This window comes from Mesorhizobium sp. P2_F8 (assembly GCF_056403655.1).
Window position 1 is genome coordinate 132647 of the sequence record NZ_JBFUFB010000010.1, and the last position, 19503, is coordinate 152149.

The window sequence follows — 19503 nt, forward strand, 5'->3', positions numbered from 1 at the left end:
TCGATGCGAGCCGAGGGGAAGCCATGAGACAGCATTTCATGATGTTTGCGGCCTATAATCAATGGGCCAACAACCGCATCTACGATGCCGCCGCCGAACTCGACGAAGAGGAATTCAACCGCGATGTCGGCGCCTTCTTCGGCTCGATGATGGGCACCCTCAATCACTTGCTGACAGCCGACCGCATCTGGATGAAGCGCTTCACCGGCGAGGGCGACGCGCCGACGACGCTGGATGCCGTCCTGCACCGGGCCTTGCCCGGCCTGCGGATGGCGCGTGAAGCCGAGGACAGGAGGATCATCGATTGGGTCGGCGGCCTCAGCGACAAGGCGTTGGCGGGCCGCTTCACCTATATGACGGTCTCGGACATGCGCACGGTCTCGCAGAGGCTGGCCCCGGCGCTGGATCATGTCTTCAACCACCAGACACATCACCGCGGCCAGGCACATACGATCCTGACCATCCTGGGACGGCCAAGCCTGGGTCTGGACCTGATGCTCTTCCAGCGCACCGAGGAGGGCAGGGCTTTCGCCTGATCCGGTTGGGGGCTGATCGAAGTTCAGCCGGCGGTCTCGCTGTCCAATTGGTTCTGCGTCAGTGCGGCTTCGGCCGCGATCCACTGCTTGAACAGCGATACCTTGCGAGCGTGCAGCGTCTTGTCGGGGCAGACGAAATACCACCCCGCCGTATTCGGCTGGTGCACCTTGAATGGGGCCACCAGCCTTTCGGCCCGGATATCGCTGGCCATATAGGCTCGATTGGCCACGGCAAATCCCAATCCTGCGTTAGCCGCCTCGTAGGACATCATGCAGGAATCGAAATAGATGCTTTTGGTCTCCCGGAGCACGAAGCCGGCGCCGGCGAAGTCGAGCCACGATTGCCAGTTCTGGGTGCAGGTGTCGGAATGCAGCAGCGTGAAGTGACGCAGATCCTCCGGCCTCACCTTCGACGGAGGCTTGTCGCCCAGGATTTCGTGGAAGAGTTTCCTGCTGCACACCGGCGTCAGGTCTTCCCGGAACAGCAGATCCGACTGCAGCCCGTGAAAGTGGCCGTCGCCATAGCGGATTTCGAGATCGAACTCGGAAGTCGTGAATTCATGCGTCGCGTAGGATGTCGAGACCCGCATGACAATATCGGGATATTGCCGCTGGAACAGCGGCAGGCGCGGAAACAGCCAGCGTGCCGCAAAGGTCGGCAGCACCGATATCTTCAACACATGCTCCTGCGATTGCCCGGTCGCCTCCATGCTGGCGGCGACGATCCGCTCCAGCGCCTCGCGAACGCGCGAGACATAAGTCTCGCCCTCCGGCGTCAATGACACAGCATTGCCGCCGCGCTGGAAAATCTTGAAACGCAGTTGATCCTCAAGGCTTTTGACGCGCTGGCTGACCGCTGAAGCGGTGATAAACTGTTCTTCGCCGGCGCGCGTGAAATTCCCGTGCCTCGCAGCACTCTCCACGATTTTCAGCGAATTGAGGTTGACCTGACTGAGCAGACGCACGGTTTCGACCTTAAGCTGGGCTTACACTAGCACCAGCATTCCTAATTTTACAGGGGTGGGTGATCTAATCGACTGTTTCCCAAGTGTTGCCCCCGCCCCGGAGAAGTACAATGAACGCCCATACCATCCCCGAACTGCGTTATGCGATGAGCCGCGAAGCCATCATCGGTCACGAAACCGCCTGGAAGGTGTCGAGTTTCGGCGTCGCGCAATATCTGCACGGCTATGACCCGGCCCTGCTTGCAGCAATTGAAGAAGCTGCTCTGAAGCTCAAGGCCAGCCACGCCGTACACAAGCACCTTGACTTGACCTTCATCACCGGCGCCGACCGTTTCATCCCCGAGATCAAGGAGTTGCTGCATGACAAGCTGCGCCTGGAGCGGCTGTCCGACATGATGGGCACCAAGCTTGAGCCCTATCCGCTGTCGATCGTCGGCTCGACGGTGACCTTCATGAATCCCAAGGACGGCGCCGTTGAATGGCATTGCGATGGCGTTCCGGTCACCGAGCTCATTCCGCTGTCGATCAGCAATCCGCTGGTCGGCGGCCACCTCGAAATCTACTGCGACGACTCCGAAACCGGCCGCGCCATCCTCGAATCCGGCCGCGAGATTCCGCGCAACCGCGTCATGCGCATCGATCACAAGATGAACTACGCCACGCTTGGGCAGTTTCTCGGTGTCCTGCATCGCACCGCGCCGATCCGGTTCGGCGAGCGCGTCACGCTGGTGCTCAACCAGCGCTCGGTGGCCAAGCCCTATGTCGACGACAACCGCATGTTCTATCTCGCCGCCGACAACGACCATGACCGCGAATGGGTCAACGAGCTGGCCGAAGACGTCTGGACCAACCAGTTGCCGGCCTATCGCCGGTTCGAGCAAGAGCATCCCGTTCCGGCGTCGTCCGAGGCGCCGATTCCGGGCGGAGCCAGGGAATCGTGGTAATGAGCCATGATCTCGAAAAGTGGGAACCGGCTTTCGGACAGGATCATGGTCGAACGCAGAGATAGAGCGCCACGCCGGTTGCTTCGGCATGGATCCGGCTCGGCATCCGCGCTGGTCTTTGCTGCCGGCGCGGTGGCGTTGTGGTCGACCAATGCGCTGGTCGGCAAATCCCTGCTGGCCAGCCATCCGGTGTCGCAGGTGCAGTTCCTGCAATTTACAGGAGCTGCGCTCGTCTTCGCCGCCATCCGGTTGATGAGCCGGGAAAGGCCCGCGCCGGTCTCGGCCGGGCCCGCGCTCGTCTCGCTCGCGGTCGGCTTCATCGGTCTGGTCGGCACCATGGTGCTGCAATACATCGCTTTCGCGTCGATGCCGGTGATCGAGGCCAATCTGGTGGCCTACACGTGGCCGTTGATGGTCGCTGCGGCGGTCATCGCTCTGCAGAATCCGCGGCGCCCGGCACTGCTGGGCCTCGCCGCGGTCGTGGGCTTCATCGGCGTTGCACTGGTGATTTCGGGGGGGCGTAACCAATCCTGGCTCCAGGGCGATCTCGTCGGCTATGTCGCCGCATTCGGGTCCGCACTGTGCATGGCGTTCTATTCGGTCATGGTGGGACGGGTCGCCACCTCGCCGGATCGCCTGTTGCTGCCCTCGTCGCTGATCGGTGTCGCCTTGACGTTCTTGTGGTGCGCTCGCGACGGTTTCGCCTGGCCCGTCGGCACGGACCTGGCTCTCGGCCTCTATCTCGGCGCCGGTCCGATGGGGTTGGGCTACTACTTCTGGTCACGCGCCTTGAAGCTCGAAGGCAGCGGCAAGGTCGCGGTCGTCGCTTATCTCACGCCGATCGCTTCGACGCTGCTGCTGACGCTATCGGGCGAAAGGCTGACGATGACGGCCATTGTCGGAGCCGTCCTCGTCATCGGCAGTTGCGTCGCGGTCGGCGTGGAACGTTCGGAGGCCGAGAACCATGTTTGACGAAAACGAACGTCTGGCCAGGCAGGAAGCGCATTGGCTGATCAAGGAATTTGGCGCCGAGGCACCGCTTTATGCCGCCATGAAGGCCGAAAAGGCTATAGAGCAAAAGGACTTCAGCCGTTGCGCCCGTTGGAAGCGTATTCTAGAGATATTGGCCGACGGTCATGCTGCTAAGTCTGCTAGTCCCAAGTATTAGATTTTCTAATTTGCGTGACGTCGATTTCCCATGAAAAGTATTTTTGCGAGTCTTGATTCCTTGTTGAGACTTGGCGGTCCGTTGGGGGGCGCGGTTAAAAAGATACAAAGACACAAGTCTTCACTGGGGTGGATGACTTTGTCGGAAATAGGGTGATAGAATTGTCAAATATCGATGATAAGACCGTTATCGAACTGACGGCCGATATTGTCTCGGCGTACATAGGCAACAATCCGCTTCCGGCTTCCGGTCTGCCTGAGTTGATTGCCAGCGTCAGCGCTTCGGTGCGCAAGTTGGCTGGTGCACCTGTCGCGGAAAGCCCAAGCCTGATTCCGGCCGTGAACCCGAAGAAGTCGGTGTTTCCCGACTACATCATCTGTCTTGAGGACGGAAAGAAGTTCAAGTCGCTCAAGCGACACCTCAGGACCGATTATGGCCTGAGCCCGGACGACTACCGGGCCAAATGGAGCTTGCCGCCGGACTATCCGATGGTTGCGCCAAACTATTCGGCGACACGGTCGGCGCTGGCAAAGTCGACAGGACTTGGCCGCAAGCCGGCAGCAGCGCCGGCCGTCGCAGCCAAGGCGACGAAGCGCAAGGCGACTTCCTGAGCGCTTCCTGGCCAGGTAGGCAGGCTGATCGGCTGCCTTGACGATGCCTTTGCGGGCGTCGTTTTCAGGCCTTGTGCGGCCAACTGGCCCGCAAGGTCTTGCGAAGCGTTGATGTCCGGTGCAAAAGCGCGGCCATGCTGATCATCAACGACCTTTCGCTCCGCATGGCCGGACGCCTGCTTCTCGACCACGCCTCGCTGACCTTGCCGGCCGGCACCAAGGCCGGTCTTGTCGGTCGCAACGGCACCGGCAAGACGACGCTGTTCAAGGCCATCACCGGCGATCTCGCCTCCGAGACGGGCTCGATCAGCCTGCCCAAGAACACCCGCATCGGCCAGGTGGCGCAGGAAGCGCCCGGCACCGAGGACCCCCTGATCGAGATCGTGCTCAAGGCCGATCTCGAGCGCACGGCACTCCTTGAAGAGGAAAAGACCGCCACCGATCCGCACCGTATCGCCGACATCCACATGCGGCTGGCCGACATCGACGCGCACTCGGCCGAGTCGCGCGCGGCCACCATTCTTGCCGGTCTCGGCTTCGACGATGCTGCGCAGCGCCGCCCGGCCTCGTCCTTCTCCGGCGGCTGGCGCATGCGCGTGGCGCTCGCGGCCGTACTGTTTGCCGAGCCCGACCTTTTGCTGCTCGACGAGCCGACCAACTATCTCGATCTCGAAGGCACGCTGTGGCTGGAAAACTATGTGTCGAAGTATCCGCACACCGTTCTTCTGATCTCGCATGATCGTGACCTGCTCAACCGCGCTGTCAATTCTATCGTTCATCTCGACCAGAAGAAGCTGACCTTTTGGCGTGGCGGCTACGATCAGTTCGAGCGTCAGTATACCGAGCAGAAGGAACTTCAGGAGAAGGGCCGGGTCAAGCAGGAAGCCGCCCGCAAACATATGGAATCCTTCGTCGAACGCTTCCGCGCCAAGGCTTCCAAGGCGAGACAGGCGCAGTCGCGCATCAAGGCGCTGGAAAGGATGAAGCCGATCGCCGCGATCGTGAACGATACGGTGCGGCCGTTCTGCTTCCCCGAGCCGGTGAAGACGGTAGCCTCGCCGATCGTAGCGCTGAACAACGTCAATGTCGGCTACACCGAGGGGCAGCCGATCCTCAAGAAGATGACGCTGCGCATCGACGCCGACGACCGCATCGCGCTGCTCGGCGCCAACGGCAACGGCAAGTCGACCTTCGCCAAATTGCTGTCCGGCCGGCTGAAGCAGGAGACCGGCACCATGACGGTGGCGCCCGGCCTGAAGGTGGCGATCTTCGCCCAGCATCAGCTCGACGATCTCCGCCCGGAGGAGAACGCTTATGAGCATGTCCGCCGGCTGATGCCGGAGGCGCCGGAATCCAAGGTGCGCGGCCGTGTCGCCCAGTTCGGCCTCACCACCGAGAAGATGAACACCGCCGCCAAGGACCTGTCGGGTGGTGAGAAGGCGCGGCTTCTGATGGGTCTGTCGGCCTTCGAGGGACCGAACCTGTTCATCCTCGACGAGCCGACCAACCATCTCGACATCGACAGCCGCGAATCGCTGATCCATGCGCTGAACGAATTTCCGGGCGCCGTGATCCTGATCTCGCACGACCGCCATCTGCTCGAGGCGACCGCCGACCGGCTGTGGCTGGTCGAGGACGGCGCGGTCAACCCGTATGACGGCGACCTAGAAGACTACAAGACGCTGGTCACCGGTGTCTCCGGCGACCGCCGCGGCAAGCGCGAGGCGGACAAGGCGTCAAAGGCCGACCGCCGCCGCGATGCAGCAGCGCGTCGCGCCGCCTTCGAGCCGCTGGCCAAGGAAATCCGCGCCACCGAAGCGCTGATGGACCGCATCCGCAAGCGCATCGACGGCATCGAGGACGAACTGTCCAATCCGGCCGTCTACGAGAAGGATCCCTCGACGGCGACCCGGCTGGCCAAGGAGCGCTCACAGCTGGCCCAAACGCTGGCAGGCCACGAGGAAAAATGGCTGACCATGTCGGCCGAATACGAGGAAGGCACGGCTGAGTAGGGGGAGAAGGTAAGGGCCTCATCTGGCCCTACACGCCGCATTCGATAGCCGCTAGACAACCCCCATGAACCAGCACGCCAAGCTTCGCATCGGCCATTCGGCCTGTCCGCATGATTGCCCATCGACCTGCGCGCTCGAGGTCGAGCTGCTTGACGGCAACCGCATCGGCCGCGTCCATGGCGCCAAGGCCAACAGCTATACGGCAGGCGTCATCTGCGCCAAGGTCGCGCGCTATGCCGACCGCGTCCATCATCCCGACCGCCTGCTGAAACCGCTGGTGCGGGTCGGCGCCAAGGGCGACGGCGCCTGGAAAGACGCCAGCTGGGAGGCCGCGCTCGACCTCGTCGCCGAAAAGTTCATCGCGGCCGAGAAGACATACGGCTCGGAGACCGTCTGGCCCTATTACTATGCCGGCACGATGGGGTTGGTGCAGCGCGACGGCATCGACCGGCTGCGCCACGCCAAGAAGTATTCCGGCTTTTTCGGTTCGATCTGCACCAATCTGGCCTGGACCGGCTGGATGATGGGGGCCGGAGCCTTGCGGGGGCCCGATCCGCGCGAGATGGCGAAATCCGATTGCGTGGTGATCTGGGGCACCAATGCCGTGGTCACGCAGGTCAACGTCATGACCCACGCCATCAAGGCGCGCAAGGAGCGCGGCGCCAGGATCGTCGTCATCGACGTCTATGAGAACGCGACGATGAGGCAGGCCGACCTCGGCCTGGTGCTGAAGCCCGGCACCGACGGCGCGCTGGCCTGCGCGGTCATGCACGTGCTGTTCAGGGAAGGCATGGCCGACCGCGCCTATCTCGAAAAATACACCGACGACCCAAAGGGGCTGGAAGAGCATCTGCGGACGCGCACGCCGGAATGGGCGGCCAGCATCACCGGTCTGACGGTCGCCGAGATCGAGGATTTCGCCCGCCTCGTCGGCACGACCAAGAAGACCTATTTCCGTCTCGGTTACGGGTTTTCGCGCCAGCGCAACGGCTCGGTCAACATGCACGCCGCCGCCTCCATCGCCGCCGTCACCGGCTGCTGGCAATATGAGGGCGGTGGCGCCTTCCATTCCAATTCCGGCATCTTCAAGCTCAACCAGGAGGTGCTGGAAGGCACGAAGATGCGCGATCCCTCGGTCCGCTATCTCGACCATTCGCGCATCGGCCCGGTGCTGACCGGGGCGAAGGACGCGCTCTATGGCGGCCCGCCGGTGACGGCGATGCTGATCCAGAACACCAACCCTGTTAATGTCGCGCCCGAGCAGCGGCTGGTGAAGCAGGGTTTTCTGCGCGACGACCTGTTCACCTGCGTGCACGAGCAGTTCATGACCGACACGGCAAAGCTCGCCGATGTCGTGTTGCCGGCGACAATGTTCCTCGAGCATGACGACGTCTACAAGGGCGGCGGCAACCAGCACATCACGCTCGGCCCCAAGCTGATCGACCCGCCGAAAGGGCCACGCACCAACCATTTCGTCATCGAGGAATTGGCTGAGCGCCTCGGCGTCGCCGATCGTCCAGGCTTCGGCCTGACAGAACAGCAGCATATCGACATCATCCTGGGCAAGCGCGGGCTGGGCAGCTTCGACAGCTTGAAGGAAGACAAGTGGGTCGACCTGCAGCCGGATTTCGACACCGCGCATTTCATCAAGGGGTTCGGCCATGCGGATGGAAAATTCCGCTTCCGCGCCGACTGGGCCGGGCAGGCGGCGCCGAACCGGCCGCCGAAGAGCATGGGTCTGTTCGGCCCGGTGGAGCGGCTGCCGGAATTCCCCGACCATGTCGACCTGATCGAGGTCGCCGATGAGGCGCATCCGTTCCGGCTGGCGACATCGCCGGCGCGCAATTTCCTCAACTCGACATTTTCGGAAACACCGGTGTCGAAGGCCAAGGAAGTGCGGCCGGAACTGCTTCTGCATCCCGACGATGCGGCGGCCCATGGGCTTGCCGACGGCGACCGCGTCGAGGTCGGCAACCACCGCGGCGAAGTGGTGCTGCACGCAAGACTGTTCGACGGCATCAAGCGTGGCGTCGTCATCGCCGAGGGCATCTGGCCAAACAGCGCGCATGAGCGCGGCGAAGGCATCAACGTGCTGACCGGCGCCGATGCGCCGGCACCCTATGGTGGCGCTGCCTTCCACGACAACAAGGTGTGGCTGCGCGCGGCAGACTGAAGCTGAAGAGAGCTCTCCTCCTCTCGTGCCAAATCATACCGGCAGGAATTCGGCCGCTTTCTTTCGGTCTCGCCGCAGCCGGATGTCGTCGGCGATCTGCCCTGCCTCGATCGAGATTTCGCGCAGCAATCCGGTGACCGGATTGTGAAAGCCGATGAGATAGAGGCCGAGTTCCGAAGCCCTCCCATTGACGCCGCTGCGGCTCGGCTGGATTCCAGGCTGCAGCAACCTGGCGTAGCCCGGCCGGAAGCCAGTGGCGAAGATGATCGCATCGAACTCGCCACGCTTGCCGTCGGCAAAATGGGCGCCTTGCTCGGTGATCTCGGCAATGTCGGGTGCGACCTTGATTGCGCCTTCGCGGATCTTGCCGACCGTGCCGACATCGATCACCGGAATGCGCGACGCCACGGCGATCTGCTGCAGCATCCCTTGGCTCGGTCGCTTGAGCCCGTATTTCTCCAGCCTGCCCAGTGCCAGATCGAGGATGACGGGGAACAAGCATCATTGATGCGTTGCGGCATCAGGCGAGCCGCCATGCCGACCATCTGGATGGGCACGCCAAGCAACTCGCGCGGCACGATATGAACGCCGCCGCGCACCGAAATCGTCGGCCGCGCACCACCTTCCACCAGATCGAGCGCGATCTCGGCTCCGGTGTTGCCCATGCCGACGATCAGCACCGACTGGCCGGCAAAAGGCGTGGCGTTGCGATAGTCGGCGCTATGCAGCCTTTGACCCCTGAAGGCATCGGCGCCGGCAAATTCGGGCATCAGCGGCTCGGCGTTGTAGCCCGACGCGATCACAACGTGGGAGGCATGCAGGGCGCCGGATGTCGCTTCGACATGCCAGCCTCTACCTTGCCGGGTGATCATCCGCACGGTCTGTCCAAAGCGGGGCCGCAGGTCGAAGCGTTGCGCGTAGGCATCGAGATAGTCGGCGAAGAGATCGCGCGGCACATAGCGCGGATAATCTTTGGGAAAGGGCACGAAAGGCAGCGAGGAATAGCGCTTGGTCGTGTGCAGGTGGACGCGCTCATAGTGGCTTCGCCACGCGGGTGCTGCCTGCGCCTCTTTTTCGAGAAGAACGAAGTCGACCCCGGCCTGCCGCAGGCATGCGGCAACGGCCAGACCCGCTGGCCCGGCACCGATGATTGCAACTGGGGTGGTGTCGTCCAAGCGCGCCTCCGTCAACAAATTCGCGTTCGGAGAATGTCAAAAGCATGGCAGCCGGGTCTGGCTGCCAGCAAATTCTCAACCGGGCAAGGGCACCTTTAGCCCCACCTTGACGCGGTCCATGGCGACGAAGGTGCGGAACTTCCGCACATTGTTGCTGTCGAAGAACAGTTTTCGCGTGAGCGCCTCATAGGCGGCCATGTCGGCCACGGTGATGACCAGGATGAAATCGGCCTCGCCGGTGACGTAGTAGCATTGCTGGACTTCCGGCGCGGCCGAGAATTGCCGCTTGGCCGCATCGATGAGTTCGGTGCGTTCGCTCTCGAGCTCCACCTCGACGAAGATGGTGATGGGCTGGCCGACCGCCGCCGGCTCGACCAGGGCAACATTGCCGGCGATGACGCCGGTCAGTTCCATTCGCTTGATGCGGCGTTGCACCGCCGGCGCCGAAAGATTGACGGCCTCGCCAATAACCCGCTGGGGCGTCGTATTGTCCCGCTGCAGGATGGCAAGGATGGCGAGATCGAAACTATCGAGTGAGGATGGCAATACAGGCAATCGAGACATCCCTAACGAAACAAACTTGCATTTCGAGCGTCGTATTACAGCGCTTTTTGCGCCAGTCCTGCAATATGTTCTCGCTGAACTGCCAAGGAGGCCGCCAGTGTTCCTACCCGATCGCCCAGTGTTCCTGCCCAACCGCAATGCCTTGCACCGCCAGCCGCTCGACCCGGCCGATGCCGAAACGCTCGGGGTCGCCGGGGCCGACACGGTCGAGCGTTTCCTTGCCCATCGGGACAATCACCGGATGACGCCGCTGCATGCGCTGCCGGCGCTGGCGACTGATCTCGGCCTCGGTGCCTTGCATATGAAGGATGAAGGCTTTCGCCTCGGCCTCGGCAGCTTCAAGGCGCTGGGCGGCGCATATGCTGTCTTCCGCCTGGTGCTGGAAGAGGCAGGTCGGTCGCTTGGTCGACCCGTCGATGTGGCCGATCTTAGTCAGCCGGATGTTCGGGCGGTTGCCGCGACGATGACGGTTGCCTGCGCCACCGACGGCAATCACGGCCGGTCGGTCGCGCAAGGGGCGCAACTCGTCGGTGCGCGGGCAGTGATTTTCGTCCACGCCGGCGTCAGCCAGCAGCGTATCGCCGCCATCGCTCGCTATGGCGCAGAGATGATCCGCGTCGACGGCAATTATGACGACTCAGTCAGGCAAGCCGCCCAAGTTTCGGCCGAGAAGGGCTGGACCGTGGTCTCCGACACCTCGTGGCCAGGTTATGAGCGCATTCCCGGCCTCGTCATGCAGGGCTATACGGCGATCGTGCGCGAAGCATTGCGCCAGCTCCGGGAGCCACCGACCCATGTGTTCGTCCAGGCCGGTGTCGGCGGCATTGCCGCCGCAATCGCCGGCCATCTTGCCATCGTGCTCGGCGATGCCAGGCCGACCTTCATCGTGGTCGAGCCCGCGCGCGCTGCTTGCGTTGTCGCGGCCGCCCAGGCGGGGCGCGTGGTGAAGGTTGCGCATGGCCAGCCGACGGTGATGGCGATGCTGGAATGCTACAAGGCCTCTCCGGTCGCCTGGCGGGTGTTGGCGCGTGCCGCCGACGCCTTCATGACGGTGGATGAGGACGAGGCAATTGCCGCGATGCGGCGGCTGGCGCAGCCACGTGCCGGCGATCCGGTGATCGTCGCCGGCGAAAGCGGCGGCGTCGGCCTTGCAGGGCTGATCCGGGCGGTGGCCGACAACCAGGCGGACCTTGGACTCGACGGCGGATCCCGGGTGCTGGTGATCAACACCGAAGGCGCCACCGACCCGCATCGCTATGCCGAACTGGTTGGCATGAGCCCGGCCGATGTGCTGGCCGGCAAGATGCTTGCAGGAATAAGCTTGTGATCGCGGCCGACGCGCAGCGCCTGCTTGGCCGTATCCGTGAACTCGGCGCCGTCGGCCGTGACGGTGAGGGCAGGCTGATCCGATTGGCCGCCTCCGATACCGACAGGTTGGGCCGTGACCTCTTCGTTGGCTGGCTGCGGCAGGCCGGACTCGATGTCGCCATCGACCGGGTCGGCAACATTTTCGGCATCTGGCAAAGCCCCGACAATGCCGGGCAGGCGCCACTGCTCATCGGCTCGCATATCGACACGGTCATCGATGCCGGCATCTATGACGGCTGCTACGGCGTGCTTGCCGGGCTGGAGGTGATCGAGACCCTCAAGGCATCGGGCTTTTCGCCGTCGCGCCCGGTCGCGGTTGCCGCTTTCACCAACGAGGAGGGCGTGCGCTATACCCCCGACATGATGGGTTCGCTGGTGCATGCCGGCGGCATCGGTTTCGAGACGGTGCTGGCGGCTGTCGGCACCGACGGCAGCGTGCTGGGGCAAGAGCTTGCCCGCATCGGCTATGCCGGTGACAAGGAGCCCGGCTTCCTCAAGCCGCACGCCTATCTTGAGCTGCATATCGAGCAGGGGCCGGTGCTGGAGCGCGAAGGCGTGCCGATTGGCGCGGTGGAGAATCTGCAGGGCATCTCCTGGCAACGCATCACCATCGACGGCGTCGCCAACCATGCCGGCACCACGCCGATGTCGATGCGCACCGACGCCGGCTATGCCGCCGCGCGGGTCATCACCTTCCTGCACGATAGGGCCAAGGCCTCGAACACGCCGACGGTCGCCACCGTCGGCACGATGCGCTTCGAGCCGAATGCCATCAACGTGATTCCCTCCCAGGCCGTCTTCACCGTCGATCTGCGCGACCCCGATGAGCAGCGCCTACAGGCGGAGGAGGCCGCACTTGCTGCCTGTCTCGAACAGCTTGCCGACACCGAAGGCGTGACGATCTCGGTCGAGCGGCTGGCCCGCTTCGAGCCGGTGATCTTCGACATCCGCATTGTCGAACTGATCGAGGCTGCCGCGAAAAACCGCGGTCTCGGCGTCAAACCCATGACGTCAGGCGCCGGCCACGATGCACAGATGATGGCGCGTATCGCGCCGGCAGCGATGATCTTCGTGCCGAGCGCCGGCGGCATCAGCCACAATCCGCGCGAGCACACCGAGGATGCCGAGCTTGTTGCCGGCGCCAACATCCTGCTTGATGTGGTCACGGAACTGGCAAGGTAGGTCGGGAGAGGCAAGAAGAAATGTCCGAATTCGATCGTGACGCGCTGAAGCAGGAGATGATTGTCTGGCGGCGTGATCTGCACGCACATCCGGAGTTCGGCTTCGAGGAAACGCGCACCGCGGCCTTTGTCGCCACCAAGCTGCGCGAATTCGGCCTCGATGATGTCACTGAGGGCGTCGGCGGCACCGGCGTCGTCGGCACGTTGAAACGCGGCAGCGGCAACCGGGCGATTGCGCTAAGGGCCGACATGGATGCCTTGCGCATCACCGAGCAATCCGCCGCGCCCTACCGTTCCGGCAATCCCGGCATCATGCATGCCTGCGGCCATGACGGCCACACCACGATGCTGCTCGGCGCGGCAAAGCTGCTGGCCGCCGAGGGCGGTTTCGACGGCACCGTGCGCTTCGTCTTCAGCCGGCCGAGGAATGGGGCAAAGGGGCATTGGCCATGCTCGCCGATGGCCTGATGCAGCGCTTTCCCTTTGACGAAATCTTTGGCCTCCACAACATGCCCGGCCTGCCCATCGGGCATTTCGAGACCCGCGCCGGCCCGATCATGTCGGCAGAGGACAATTTCGAGATCGTGCTGAAAGGGCTCGGCGGCCATGCCGCGCGGCCGCATTCGGGGAACGAAACGCTCGTCGCCGCCTGCGCGCTGGTCACCAATCTGCAGACCATCGTCTCGCGCCGACTGAGCCCGGCCGACATATCGGTGGTTTCGGTGACCGAGCTGATCACCGACGGCACCCGCAACGCACTGCCCGGTCTTGCCCGCATTTTCGGCGATGCGCGCAGCTTCCGCCCCGAGGTCAGCGCCGAAATCGAGCGGCAGATGCGCGTCATCGCCGAGGGCACCGCAGCCGCCTACAATGTTACCGCCGAGGTCAACTACACCCGCGAATTCGTGCCGCTAGGCAATGATGCCGAACTGGTCGATGCGGCGTTTGCTGCCGCGAGAAGCGTTTTCGAGCCCGGCAACATCGCCGTCGCCCCCGAGCCGATGACCGGCTCGGAGGACTTCGCCCGCTTCCTCGACCATGTGCCGGGCTGTTTCGTCTTCCTCGGCAATGGCGAGACGTCGGCGCCGCTGCACAATTCGAGCTACGACTTCAACGATGACGGGTTGCCGTTCGGCACCAATTTCCATGTCGCCATGGTCAGGCAAAGGCTGGGCGGCGAAGCCGGGAGTTGATTGCGTTTTGATTGCCGGGGCGCGCCCGCCGCTGGCCCAAACACCATCGCTATCGCCGGCCAGCTCCCGCGCTTACTGAAATTCCCTGCTGACGGAGATCGGACGCTGATGACCAGGATTTCGCTGCTGGGAATTCCCCACGACGACAACTCGTCTTTCTTCAAGGGCCCGGCGCAGGCCCCTGCCCATATCCGTCCCGAATTGTTCTCCGATGCCTACAGCATGTGGAGCGAAACTGGTTTTGATCTGACCGACAGGCTTGTCGATCATGGCGACGTCGGCTTCGACGCCGCCACCGATCCATGGGACTTGATCGAAGGTGAGGTTGGGCGCGTGCTGGAGTTGGGCGATCCGCTGATCTGCCTCGGCGGCGACCATGCCATTTCCTGGCCGATACTGCGCGCGGTGCGCCGCCGACATCCCAGCCTGACCATTCTGCACATCGACGCGCATCCCGATATGTACGATGCCTATCAGGGCAATCCGCGCTCCCACACTTCACCCTTTGCCCGCATCATGGAACAGCGGCTCGCCGACCGCCTCATCCAGGTCGGCCTGCGGACCGTCAACGACCATCATCGCGACCAGTTCAAGCGGTTCGGCGTCGAGGCGATCGAGGCGGCGCGGTTTGGCGATGATCTGCAGCTCGATCTCAAGACGCCGGTCTATATCTCGATGGACCTGGACGGGCTCGACCCGGCCTTTGCGCCAGGTGTCTCGCATCGCGAACCTGGCGGTCTGACCACGCGTCAGGTCATCAGCCTGATTCAATCGGTCAACCAGCCGATCGTGGCGGCTGATATCGTTGAACTAAACCCACCTCGCGACATCGCCAACCTGACCGCCACCGTGGCGGCAAAACTGCTCAAGGAAATTGCCGGGATGATGGTCAAGACACGCGGGTGATGCGGCGACGTGCAGGTCGGTGCGGGGTACGTGTTTGACGAAGACGATCACCCGGTGACGCAGGGGCAAGACTCAGCTAACCTGTCACTTGCGGCGGACCTGATTTATCCGCTTGGCCGGCGCTTCATTCTTCCTCCCAAGCGGCGCCGGCCTTCTTCCCAAGAAGCCCTATTCGCTGTGCCCCGATCTTCTACTATGCGGTCAAGACGGTCGCCAGGGGAACCAAATGCCGTTTCCTCGGTTGGTCCTGCTCCAATGGAGTGTTGGAACCATGTTCCGTCTGCTTGTCACCGGCGCTTTGGCCTATGTCACCTACCGTATCGCCAGGAAGATGGTGGAGGACGTGCCCGATACGGTCGACCCGCTGCTGCTGCCGCCATCGCAACACGATCGTGAAGCTTTGCGCCGTCAGTCGGCTGCGATGGGGATCGATCCCCAGCACTAGGCAGGCTGTCACGCTTCGGCTGCAGGGCAGGCTGACATTCTCGCATCGGCGTTGCGAACAAAGCAGAAACGATGCTTGATGGGGGATGAACCTCGCCACCTCTGATTCGATTTTTCGGGACCGGACCGTCCAGCCTGCCTATCTCGCCCGGCTGAACGACGCCCAGCGGCAGGCTGTCGAGCATGGTGACGGCCAGATCGCCGGGCCACTGCTGGTCATTGCCGGCGCCGGTTCGGGCAAGACCAACACGTTGGCGCACCGCGTCGCCCATCTGATCGTCAAGGGGGCCGACCCGCGCCGCATCCTGCTGATGACCTTTTCGCGCCGCGCCGCGTCCGAAATGGCCAGGCGCGTCGAGCGCATCGCCGGCGAGGTGCTCGGCCGCGACGCCGCGGTGATCACCGACGCTCTGACCTGGGCGGGCACCTTTCACGGCATCGGCGCCCGGCTGCTGCGCGACTATGCGCTGGAGATTGGCCTCGATCCGGCCTTCACCATCCACGATCGCGAGGATTCCGCCGACCTGATGAATCTGATCCGGCATGAGCTGGGGTTCTCGAAGACGGAAGCGCGCTTTCCGACCAAGGGCACCTGCCTTGCCATCTATTCGCGTGCCGTCAACGCGCAGGCGCCGCTGGGCGAAGTGCTGGGGTGCGCCTTTCCCTGGTGCGCCGGCTGGGCCGAGCAGCTGAAGCAATTGTTCGCCGGATATGTCGAGGCCAAGCAGGCGCAGAACGTGCTCGATTACGACGACCTGCTGCTCTATTGGGCGCAGATGGCGGCGGAGCCTGAAATAGCCGCGCATCTGGGTGGGCGTTTCGACCATGTGCTGGTCGACGAATACCAGGATACCAACCGGCTGCAGGCTTCGATCCTGATGGCGCTTAAACCCGACGGCGCTGGGTTGACGGTGGTCGGCGACGATGCGCAGTCGATCTATTCGTTCCGTGCCGCCGAGGTGCGCAACATCCTCGACTTTCCCCGGCAGTTCGCGCAGGTCGCCGATGTGGTGATGCTGGAGCGCAACTACCGCTCGACCGAGACCATCCTGGCCGCCGCCAATGCGGTGATCGGCGAGGCCTCGGAGCGCTTTACCAAGAACCTTTGGTCGGAGCGCAAATCCACCGACAAGCCAAGGCTGGTGAGCGTGCGCGACGAGGTCGAGCAGGCCAATTTCGTCTGCGATACCATTCTGGCCGAGCGAGAAGCCGGCACGGCGCTGAAATCGCAGGCGGTGCTGTTTCGCGCCTCGCATCACAGCGGCCCGCTGGAGATCGAGCTGACCCGGCGCAACATTCCCTTCGTCAAGTTCGGCGGCCTGAAGTTCCTCGATGCTGCTCACGTCAAGGATGTGCTTGCGGTGCTGCGCTTTGCCGAAAACCCGCGCGACCGCGTCGCCGGCTTCCGCGTGCTGCAGCTGATGCCGGGCATCGGCCCTTCGGTCGCCGCGCAAATCGTCGAGACGATGACGACGGCGCTGGACGAGGCGATGGGGTTGGCCGGCTGGCGCCCGCCGCAGCGCGCGGCCGATGACTGGCCGGGCTTCGTCTCCCTCTATTCCGGCCTGCGGGCCGGCGCCAAATGGCCGGCCGATCTCGAACAGATCAGGCTGTGGTACGAGCCGCATCTGGAGCGCATCCACGAGGATGCGATCACGCGCCGGGCTGACCTTTTGCAGCTCGAACAGATCGGCTCGGGCTATGCCTCGCGCGAACGCTTCCTCACCGAGCTGACGCTCGATCCGCCGGACGCCACCAGCGACCAGGCCGGGCCGCCGCACCGTGACGAGGATTATCTGATCCTGTCGACCATCCATTCGGCCAAGGGCCAGGAATGGAAGAATGTCTTCGTGCTCAACACGGTCGACGGCTGCATCCCGGCCGATCTCGGGGTCGGCACCAAGGAGGACATCGAGGAGGAGCGCCGGCTGCTCTACGTGGCGATGACAAGGGCCAAGGACAATCTCAGCCTGGTCATGCCGCAGCGCTTCTTTCCGCATGGCCAGGCGGCGCGCGGCGACCGCCATCTCTATGCCTCGCGCACCCGTTTCATCCCGGCCTCGATCCTTGCAGCCTTCCAGCAAGTCTCGTGGCCGACCGCGCAAACGGCACAGGGCAGGGCGCCCCGGCCGGAGGTGCGCGTCGACATTGGCGCGCGCATGCGCGGCATGTGGAAATAGCCGCGAGATAGTACCATGCCCCAACCACCGGTCAGGATCGCCATCGCGGGTGCACTGGGTCGCATGGGCCGCCAGATGGCGGACGCCGTCCAGGCCGATGCGCGGCTGGTGCTCGCCGCTCGCTTCCACCGGCCAGGCATTGTCAGCGAAGGGCTGGGGAGCCGCGACGAGGCGCTTGCCATGGCCGATGTGGCGATCGATTTCACCACGCCGGCGGCCTCGGCCGATCTGGCAAGGTTTTGCGCCGATCGAGGCGGGCCGGCGCTGGTCATTGGATCGACAGGCTTCGATGCTTCTGAGTTGGCCACCATCACGGATGCCGCGAAGAGCATCGCCATCGTCCGCTCCGGCAGTTTTTCGCTCGGGCTGAATATGCTTGTCGGAATGGTCGAGCAGGCGGCGCGAGCGATTGATCCCGAGGACTGGGATGTCGAGATTGTCGAGGCGCATCATCGCCACAAGATCGATGCGCCGTCCGGGACGGCGCTGATGCTGGGACAAGCCGCGGCCAGCGGGCGCGGCATCGAACTGGACACGGTCGCAAGGCGCGTCCGCGATGGCGTCACAGGCGTGCGGCCGCCCGGTGAGATCGGCTTTGCGGTGATGCGCGGCGGCAGCATCGTCGGCGAGCACAGCGTCAACTTCTGCGCCGAGGGCGAGACGGTGACCTTGTCGCATGCGGCCGGCGACCGCAGCATGTTCGCCCGTGGCGCCATCGCCGCCGCGCTCTGGGTGGCGGGGCGCTCGCCCGGTGAATATGACATGCGGGACGTGCTGGGGGTTGGCGGCTGAGCGAGGGGACCCATCACGACGGGATCGGGTGACAGCGAACAATGACGACGACCTGTCGCTGATCCTCGCCTTCGGCAATTTGCTCGTCCAACTATGATCGGCCAGCATCCGCTTACCGATCCGTAAGGTTTGCGGTGATTTTCGGTACGGCCTTGAAAGGTGAATGAAAGCTTGGTGCCATAAGTGTTGGGCGCGCGCCCCGTATTTGTCGCGGAAAGCGATGGGAGAGAGAGGGCGCGGGAAACGAACAAAGGGAAGAGGCCATGTCGCTCGCGCGAATACTGCTTGATTCAGCCGCCACAACCGCACTCGTCGCCGTCATGGCCTTGTCCGCGCCGTCCGCGCGCGCCGACGAAAAAGTCTCCATCATGGTCGGCGGTTATGAGAAACAGATCTATCTGCCCGCCAAGCTGACCGAAGCGCTCGGTTACTTCAAGGACGAGGGTCTCGACGTCGAGTTGCTGAATGAACCGGCCGGCGTCGATGCCGAAAACGAGATGCTCGCCGGTGCCGTGCAGGGGGTTGTCGGCTTCTACGATCATTGCATCGACCTGCAGGCAAAGGGCAAATTCGTCGAATCCATCGTCCAGTTCAGCCAGGCGCCGGGCGAGGTCGAGCTTGTTTCGGCGAAACACCCCGAGATCAAATCGCCAGCCGACTTCAAGGGAATGAGCCTGGGCGTGACCGGTCTTGGCTCATCGACGAATTTTCTTACGGAATACCTCGCCGTCAAGAACGGTTTGAAGCTGGGCGACTTCACTTCGGTTCCGGTCGGCGCCGGCACCACCTTCATCGCCGCCATGCAGCAGGACAAGATCCAGGCAGGCATGACGACCGAGCCGACGATCACGCGACTGCTGAAGACCGGCGAAGCGTCCGTTCTCATCGACATGCGCACAATGGAAGGCACCAAGGCTGCTCTCGGCGGCACCTACCCGGCCGCCTCCCTCTATATGCAGACCGATTGGGTCGAAGCGCATAAGGACGTCGTGCAGAAGCTGGCCAATGCCTTCGTCAAGACGCAGAAATTCATCAACACCCACACGGGCGCCGAAATCGCCGACAAGATGCCGAAGGACTATTATGTCGGCGACAAGGAGGGCTACGTGAAGGCCCTCGATGCAGGCAAGGCAATGTTCACCCCCGACGGGATCATGCCCGAAGGCGGCCCGGAGACGGTGCTGACGGTTCTTTCAGCCTTCAAGAAGGAACTGCAGGGCAAGCAGATCGACCTCTCCAAGACCTACACCTCGGAATTCGTCAAGAACGCCAAGTAGCAGACAGTGCCAGC

18 protein-coding genes and 1 pseudogene are annotated in these 19503 nt (G+C 63.4%); 15 read left to right on the top strand and 4 right to left on the bottom strand.

From position 1 onward, the window contains the following. Positions 1–23 precede the first annotated feature (23 nt). Positions 24–536, top strand: coding sequence for a DinB family protein (locus AC1DZP_RS24240; RefSeq protein WP_477305863.1), 513 nt, complete (start codon positions 24–26; stop codon positions 534–536). Between the two features lie 23 nt (positions 537–559). Here the strand turns inward: AC1DZP_RS24240 and AC1DZP_RS24245 are convergent, their stop codons facing one another. After that, the gene (locus AC1DZP_RS24245; RefSeq protein ID WP_477305865.1) at positions 560–1501 is read right to left on the bottom strand and encodes a LysR substrate-binding domain-containing protein; all 942 of its coding nucleotides are present in this window, start codon (positions 1499–1501) and stop codon (positions 560–562) included. A 110-nt stretch (positions 1502–1611) separates the two neighbouring features. On the opposite strand from AC1DZP_RS24245, the gene AC1DZP_RS24250 reads away from it, so the two are divergent. The 6 genes from AC1DZP_RS24250 to AC1DZP_RS24275 all read left to right on the top strand — a co-directional run bounded on the left by AC1DZP_RS24250 (position 1612) and on the right by AC1DZP_RS24275 (position 8409). Continuing rightward, entirely contained in the window at positions 1612–2445 is an 834-nt protein-coding gene (locus tag AC1DZP_RS24250; protein WP_457151393.1) for a hypothetical protein, read from the top strand. Positions 2446–2490: 45 nt separating this feature from the next. After that, entirely contained in the window at positions 2491–3417 is a 927-nt protein-coding gene (locus AC1DZP_RS24255) for a DMT family transporter (protein ID WP_477305867.1), read from the top strand. Next, positions 3410–3613, top strand: coding sequence for a hypothetical protein (locus AC1DZP_RS24260; RefSeq protein WP_095086282.1), 204 nt, complete (start codon positions 3410–3412; stop codon positions 3611–3613). The genes AC1DZP_RS24255 and AC1DZP_RS24260 overlap by 8 nt, the downstream gene beginning before the upstream one ends. A 161-nt stretch (positions 3614–3774) precedes the next feature. Next, positions 3775–4224 carry a Ros/MucR family transcriptional regulator gene (locus AC1DZP_RS24265; protein WP_477305869.1) on the top strand — a complete coding sequence of 150 codons (450 nt, stop codon included), beginning with the start codon at positions 3775–3777 and terminating at the stop codon, positions 4222–4224. A 134-nt stretch (positions 4225–4358) separates the two neighbouring features. Beyond that, positions 4359–6236 carry an ABC-F family ATP-binding cassette domain-containing protein gene (locus AC1DZP_RS24270; RefSeq protein WP_477305871.1) on the top strand — a complete coding sequence of 626 codons (1878 nt, stop codon included), beginning with the start codon at positions 4359–4361 and terminating at the stop codon, positions 6234–6236. A 64-nt stretch (positions 6237–6300) separates the two neighbouring features. Then, complete coding sequence (locus AC1DZP_RS24275; protein ID WP_477305872.1) at positions 6301–8409, top strand: molybdopterin-containing oxidoreductase family protein; 2109 nt, start codon at positions 6301–6303, stop codon at positions 8407–8409. A gap of 33 nt (positions 8410–8442) precedes the next feature. On the opposite strand, the gene AC1DZP_RS24280 is transcribed toward AC1DZP_RS24275, so the two are convergent. The 3 genes from AC1DZP_RS24280 to AC1DZP_RS24290 all read right to left on the bottom strand — a co-directional run bounded on the left by AC1DZP_RS24280 (position 8443) and on the right by AC1DZP_RS24290 (position 10139). Next, the gene (locus tag AC1DZP_RS24280) at positions 8443–8835 is read right to left on the bottom strand and encodes a hypothetical protein (RefSeq protein WP_477305874.1); all 393 of its coding nucleotides are present in this window, start codon (positions 8833–8835) and stop codon (positions 8443–8445) included. Next, positions 8796–9584, bottom strand: coding sequence for a flavin-containing monooxygenase (locus AC1DZP_RS24285; RefSeq protein WP_477305876.1), 789 nt, complete (start codon positions 9582–9584; stop codon positions 8796–8798). Before AC1DZP_RS24285 ends, AC1DZP_RS24280 begins: the two co-directional genes overlap by 40 nt. Before the next feature lie 75 nt (positions 9585–9659). Then, the gene (locus AC1DZP_RS24290; protein WP_477305878.1) at positions 9660–10139 is read right to left on the bottom strand and encodes an Lrp/AsnC family transcriptional regulator; all 480 of its coding nucleotides are present in this window, start codon (positions 10137–10139) and stop codon (positions 9660–9662) included. Positions 10140–10266: 127 nt separating this feature from the next. Between AC1DZP_RS24290 and AC1DZP_RS24295 the strand changes: the two genes are divergently transcribed. The 8 genes and pseudogenes from AC1DZP_RS24295 (at position 10267) to AC1DZP_RS24330 (ending at position 19489) form a co-directional block, all read left to right on the top strand. Continuing rightward, positions 10267–11475 (top strand): diaminopropionate ammonia-lyase, encoded by a 1209-nt coding sequence (locus AC1DZP_RS24295; protein WP_477306084.1) that lies wholly within the window; start codon positions 10267–10269, stop codon positions 11473–11475. After that, positions 11472–12698: an allantoate amidohydrolase gene (locus tag AC1DZP_RS24300; RefSeq protein ID WP_477305880.1), complete on the top strand. Its 1227-nt coding sequence runs from the start codon at positions 11472–11474 to the stop codon at positions 12696–12698. The genes AC1DZP_RS24295 and AC1DZP_RS24300 overlap by 4 nt, the downstream gene beginning before the upstream one ends. A gap of 20 nt (positions 12699–12718) precedes the next feature. Beyond that, positions 12719–13890, top strand: a pseudogene (locus AC1DZP_RS24305) (amidohydrolase). Positions 13891–13998: 108 nt separating this feature from the next. Next, complete coding sequence (locus AC1DZP_RS24310) at positions 13999–14796, top strand: agmatinase family protein (RefSeq protein ID WP_477305882.1); 798 nt, start codon at positions 13999–14001, stop codon at positions 14794–14796. A 271-nt stretch (positions 14797–15067) separates the two neighbouring features. Further along, positions 15068–15241, top strand: coding sequence for a hypothetical protein (locus AC1DZP_RS24315; RefSeq protein WP_477305884.1), 174 nt, complete (start codon positions 15068–15070; stop codon positions 15239–15241). Between the two features lie 85 nt (positions 15242–15326). Beyond that, positions 15327–17420, top strand: coding sequence for an ATP-dependent helicase (locus AC1DZP_RS24320; RefSeq protein ID WP_477305886.1), 2094 nt, complete (start codon positions 15327–15329; stop codon positions 17418–17420). Between the two features lie 15 nt (positions 17421–17435). Beyond that, complete coding sequence (gene dapB / locus AC1DZP_RS24325; RefSeq protein ID WP_477305888.1) at positions 17436–18212, top strand: 4-hydroxy-tetrahydrodipicolinate reductase; 777 nt, start codon at positions 17436–17438, stop codon at positions 18210–18212. Positions 18213–18532: 320 nt separating this feature from the next. Beyond that, on the top strand, positions 18533–19489 hold the full coding sequence (locus tag AC1DZP_RS24330) for an ABC transporter substrate-binding protein (RefSeq protein WP_425352298.1): 957 nt from the start codon (positions 18533–18535) through the stop codon (positions 19487–19489). Positions 19490–19503: the final 14 nt, after the last annotated feature.

Excerpts from the sequence above, each read along its gene's own strand:
- AC1DZP_RS24240 (WP_477305863.1), top strand. The coding sequence starts at position 24 with ATGAGACAGCATTTCATGATGTTTGCGGCCTATAATCAATGGGCCAAC.
- AC1DZP_RS24250 (WP_457151393.1), top strand. The coding sequence starts at position 1,612 with ATGAACGCCCATACCATCCCCGAACTGCGTTATGCGATGAGCCGCGAA.
- AC1DZP_RS24255 (WP_477305867.1), top strand. The coding sequence starts at position 2,491 with ATGGTCGAACGCAGAGATAGAGCGCCACGCCGGTTGCTTCGGCATGGA.
- AC1DZP_RS24260 (WP_095086282.1), top strand. The coding sequence starts at position 3,410 with ATGTTTGACGAAAACGAACGTCTGGCCAGGCAGGAAGCGCATTGGCTG.
- AC1DZP_RS24270 (WP_477305871.1), top strand. The coding sequence starts at position 4,359 with ATGCTGATCATCAACGACCTTTCGCTCCGCATGGCCGGACGCCTGCTT.
- AC1DZP_RS24275 (WP_477305872.1), top strand. The coding sequence starts at position 6,301 with ATGAACCAGCACGCCAAGCTTCGCATCGGCCATTCGGCCTGTCCGCAT.
- AC1DZP_RS24280 (WP_477305874.1), bottom strand. The coding sequence starts at position 8,835 with ATGCTGCAGCAGATCGCCGTGGCGTCGCGCATTCCGGTGATCGATGTC.
- AC1DZP_RS24310 (WP_477305882.1), top strand. The coding sequence starts at position 13,999 with ATGACCAGGATTTCGCTGCTGGGAATTCCCCACGACGACAACTCGTCT.
- AC1DZP_RS24315 (WP_477305884.1), top strand. The coding sequence starts at position 15,068 with ATGTTCCGTCTGCTTGTCACCGGCGCTTTGGCCTATGTCACCTACCGT.
- AC1DZP_RS24320 (WP_477305886.1), top strand. The coding sequence starts at position 15,327 with ATGAACCTCGCCACCTCTGATTCGATTTTTCGGGACCGGACCGTCCAG.
- dapB (WP_477305888.1), top strand. The coding sequence starts at position 17,436 with ATGCCCCAACCACCGGTCAGGATCGCCATCGCGGGTGCACTGGGTCGC.
- AC1DZP_RS24330 (WP_425352298.1), top strand. The coding sequence starts at position 18,533 with ATGGCCTTGTCCGCGCCGTCCGCGCGCGCCGACGAAAAAGTCTCCATC.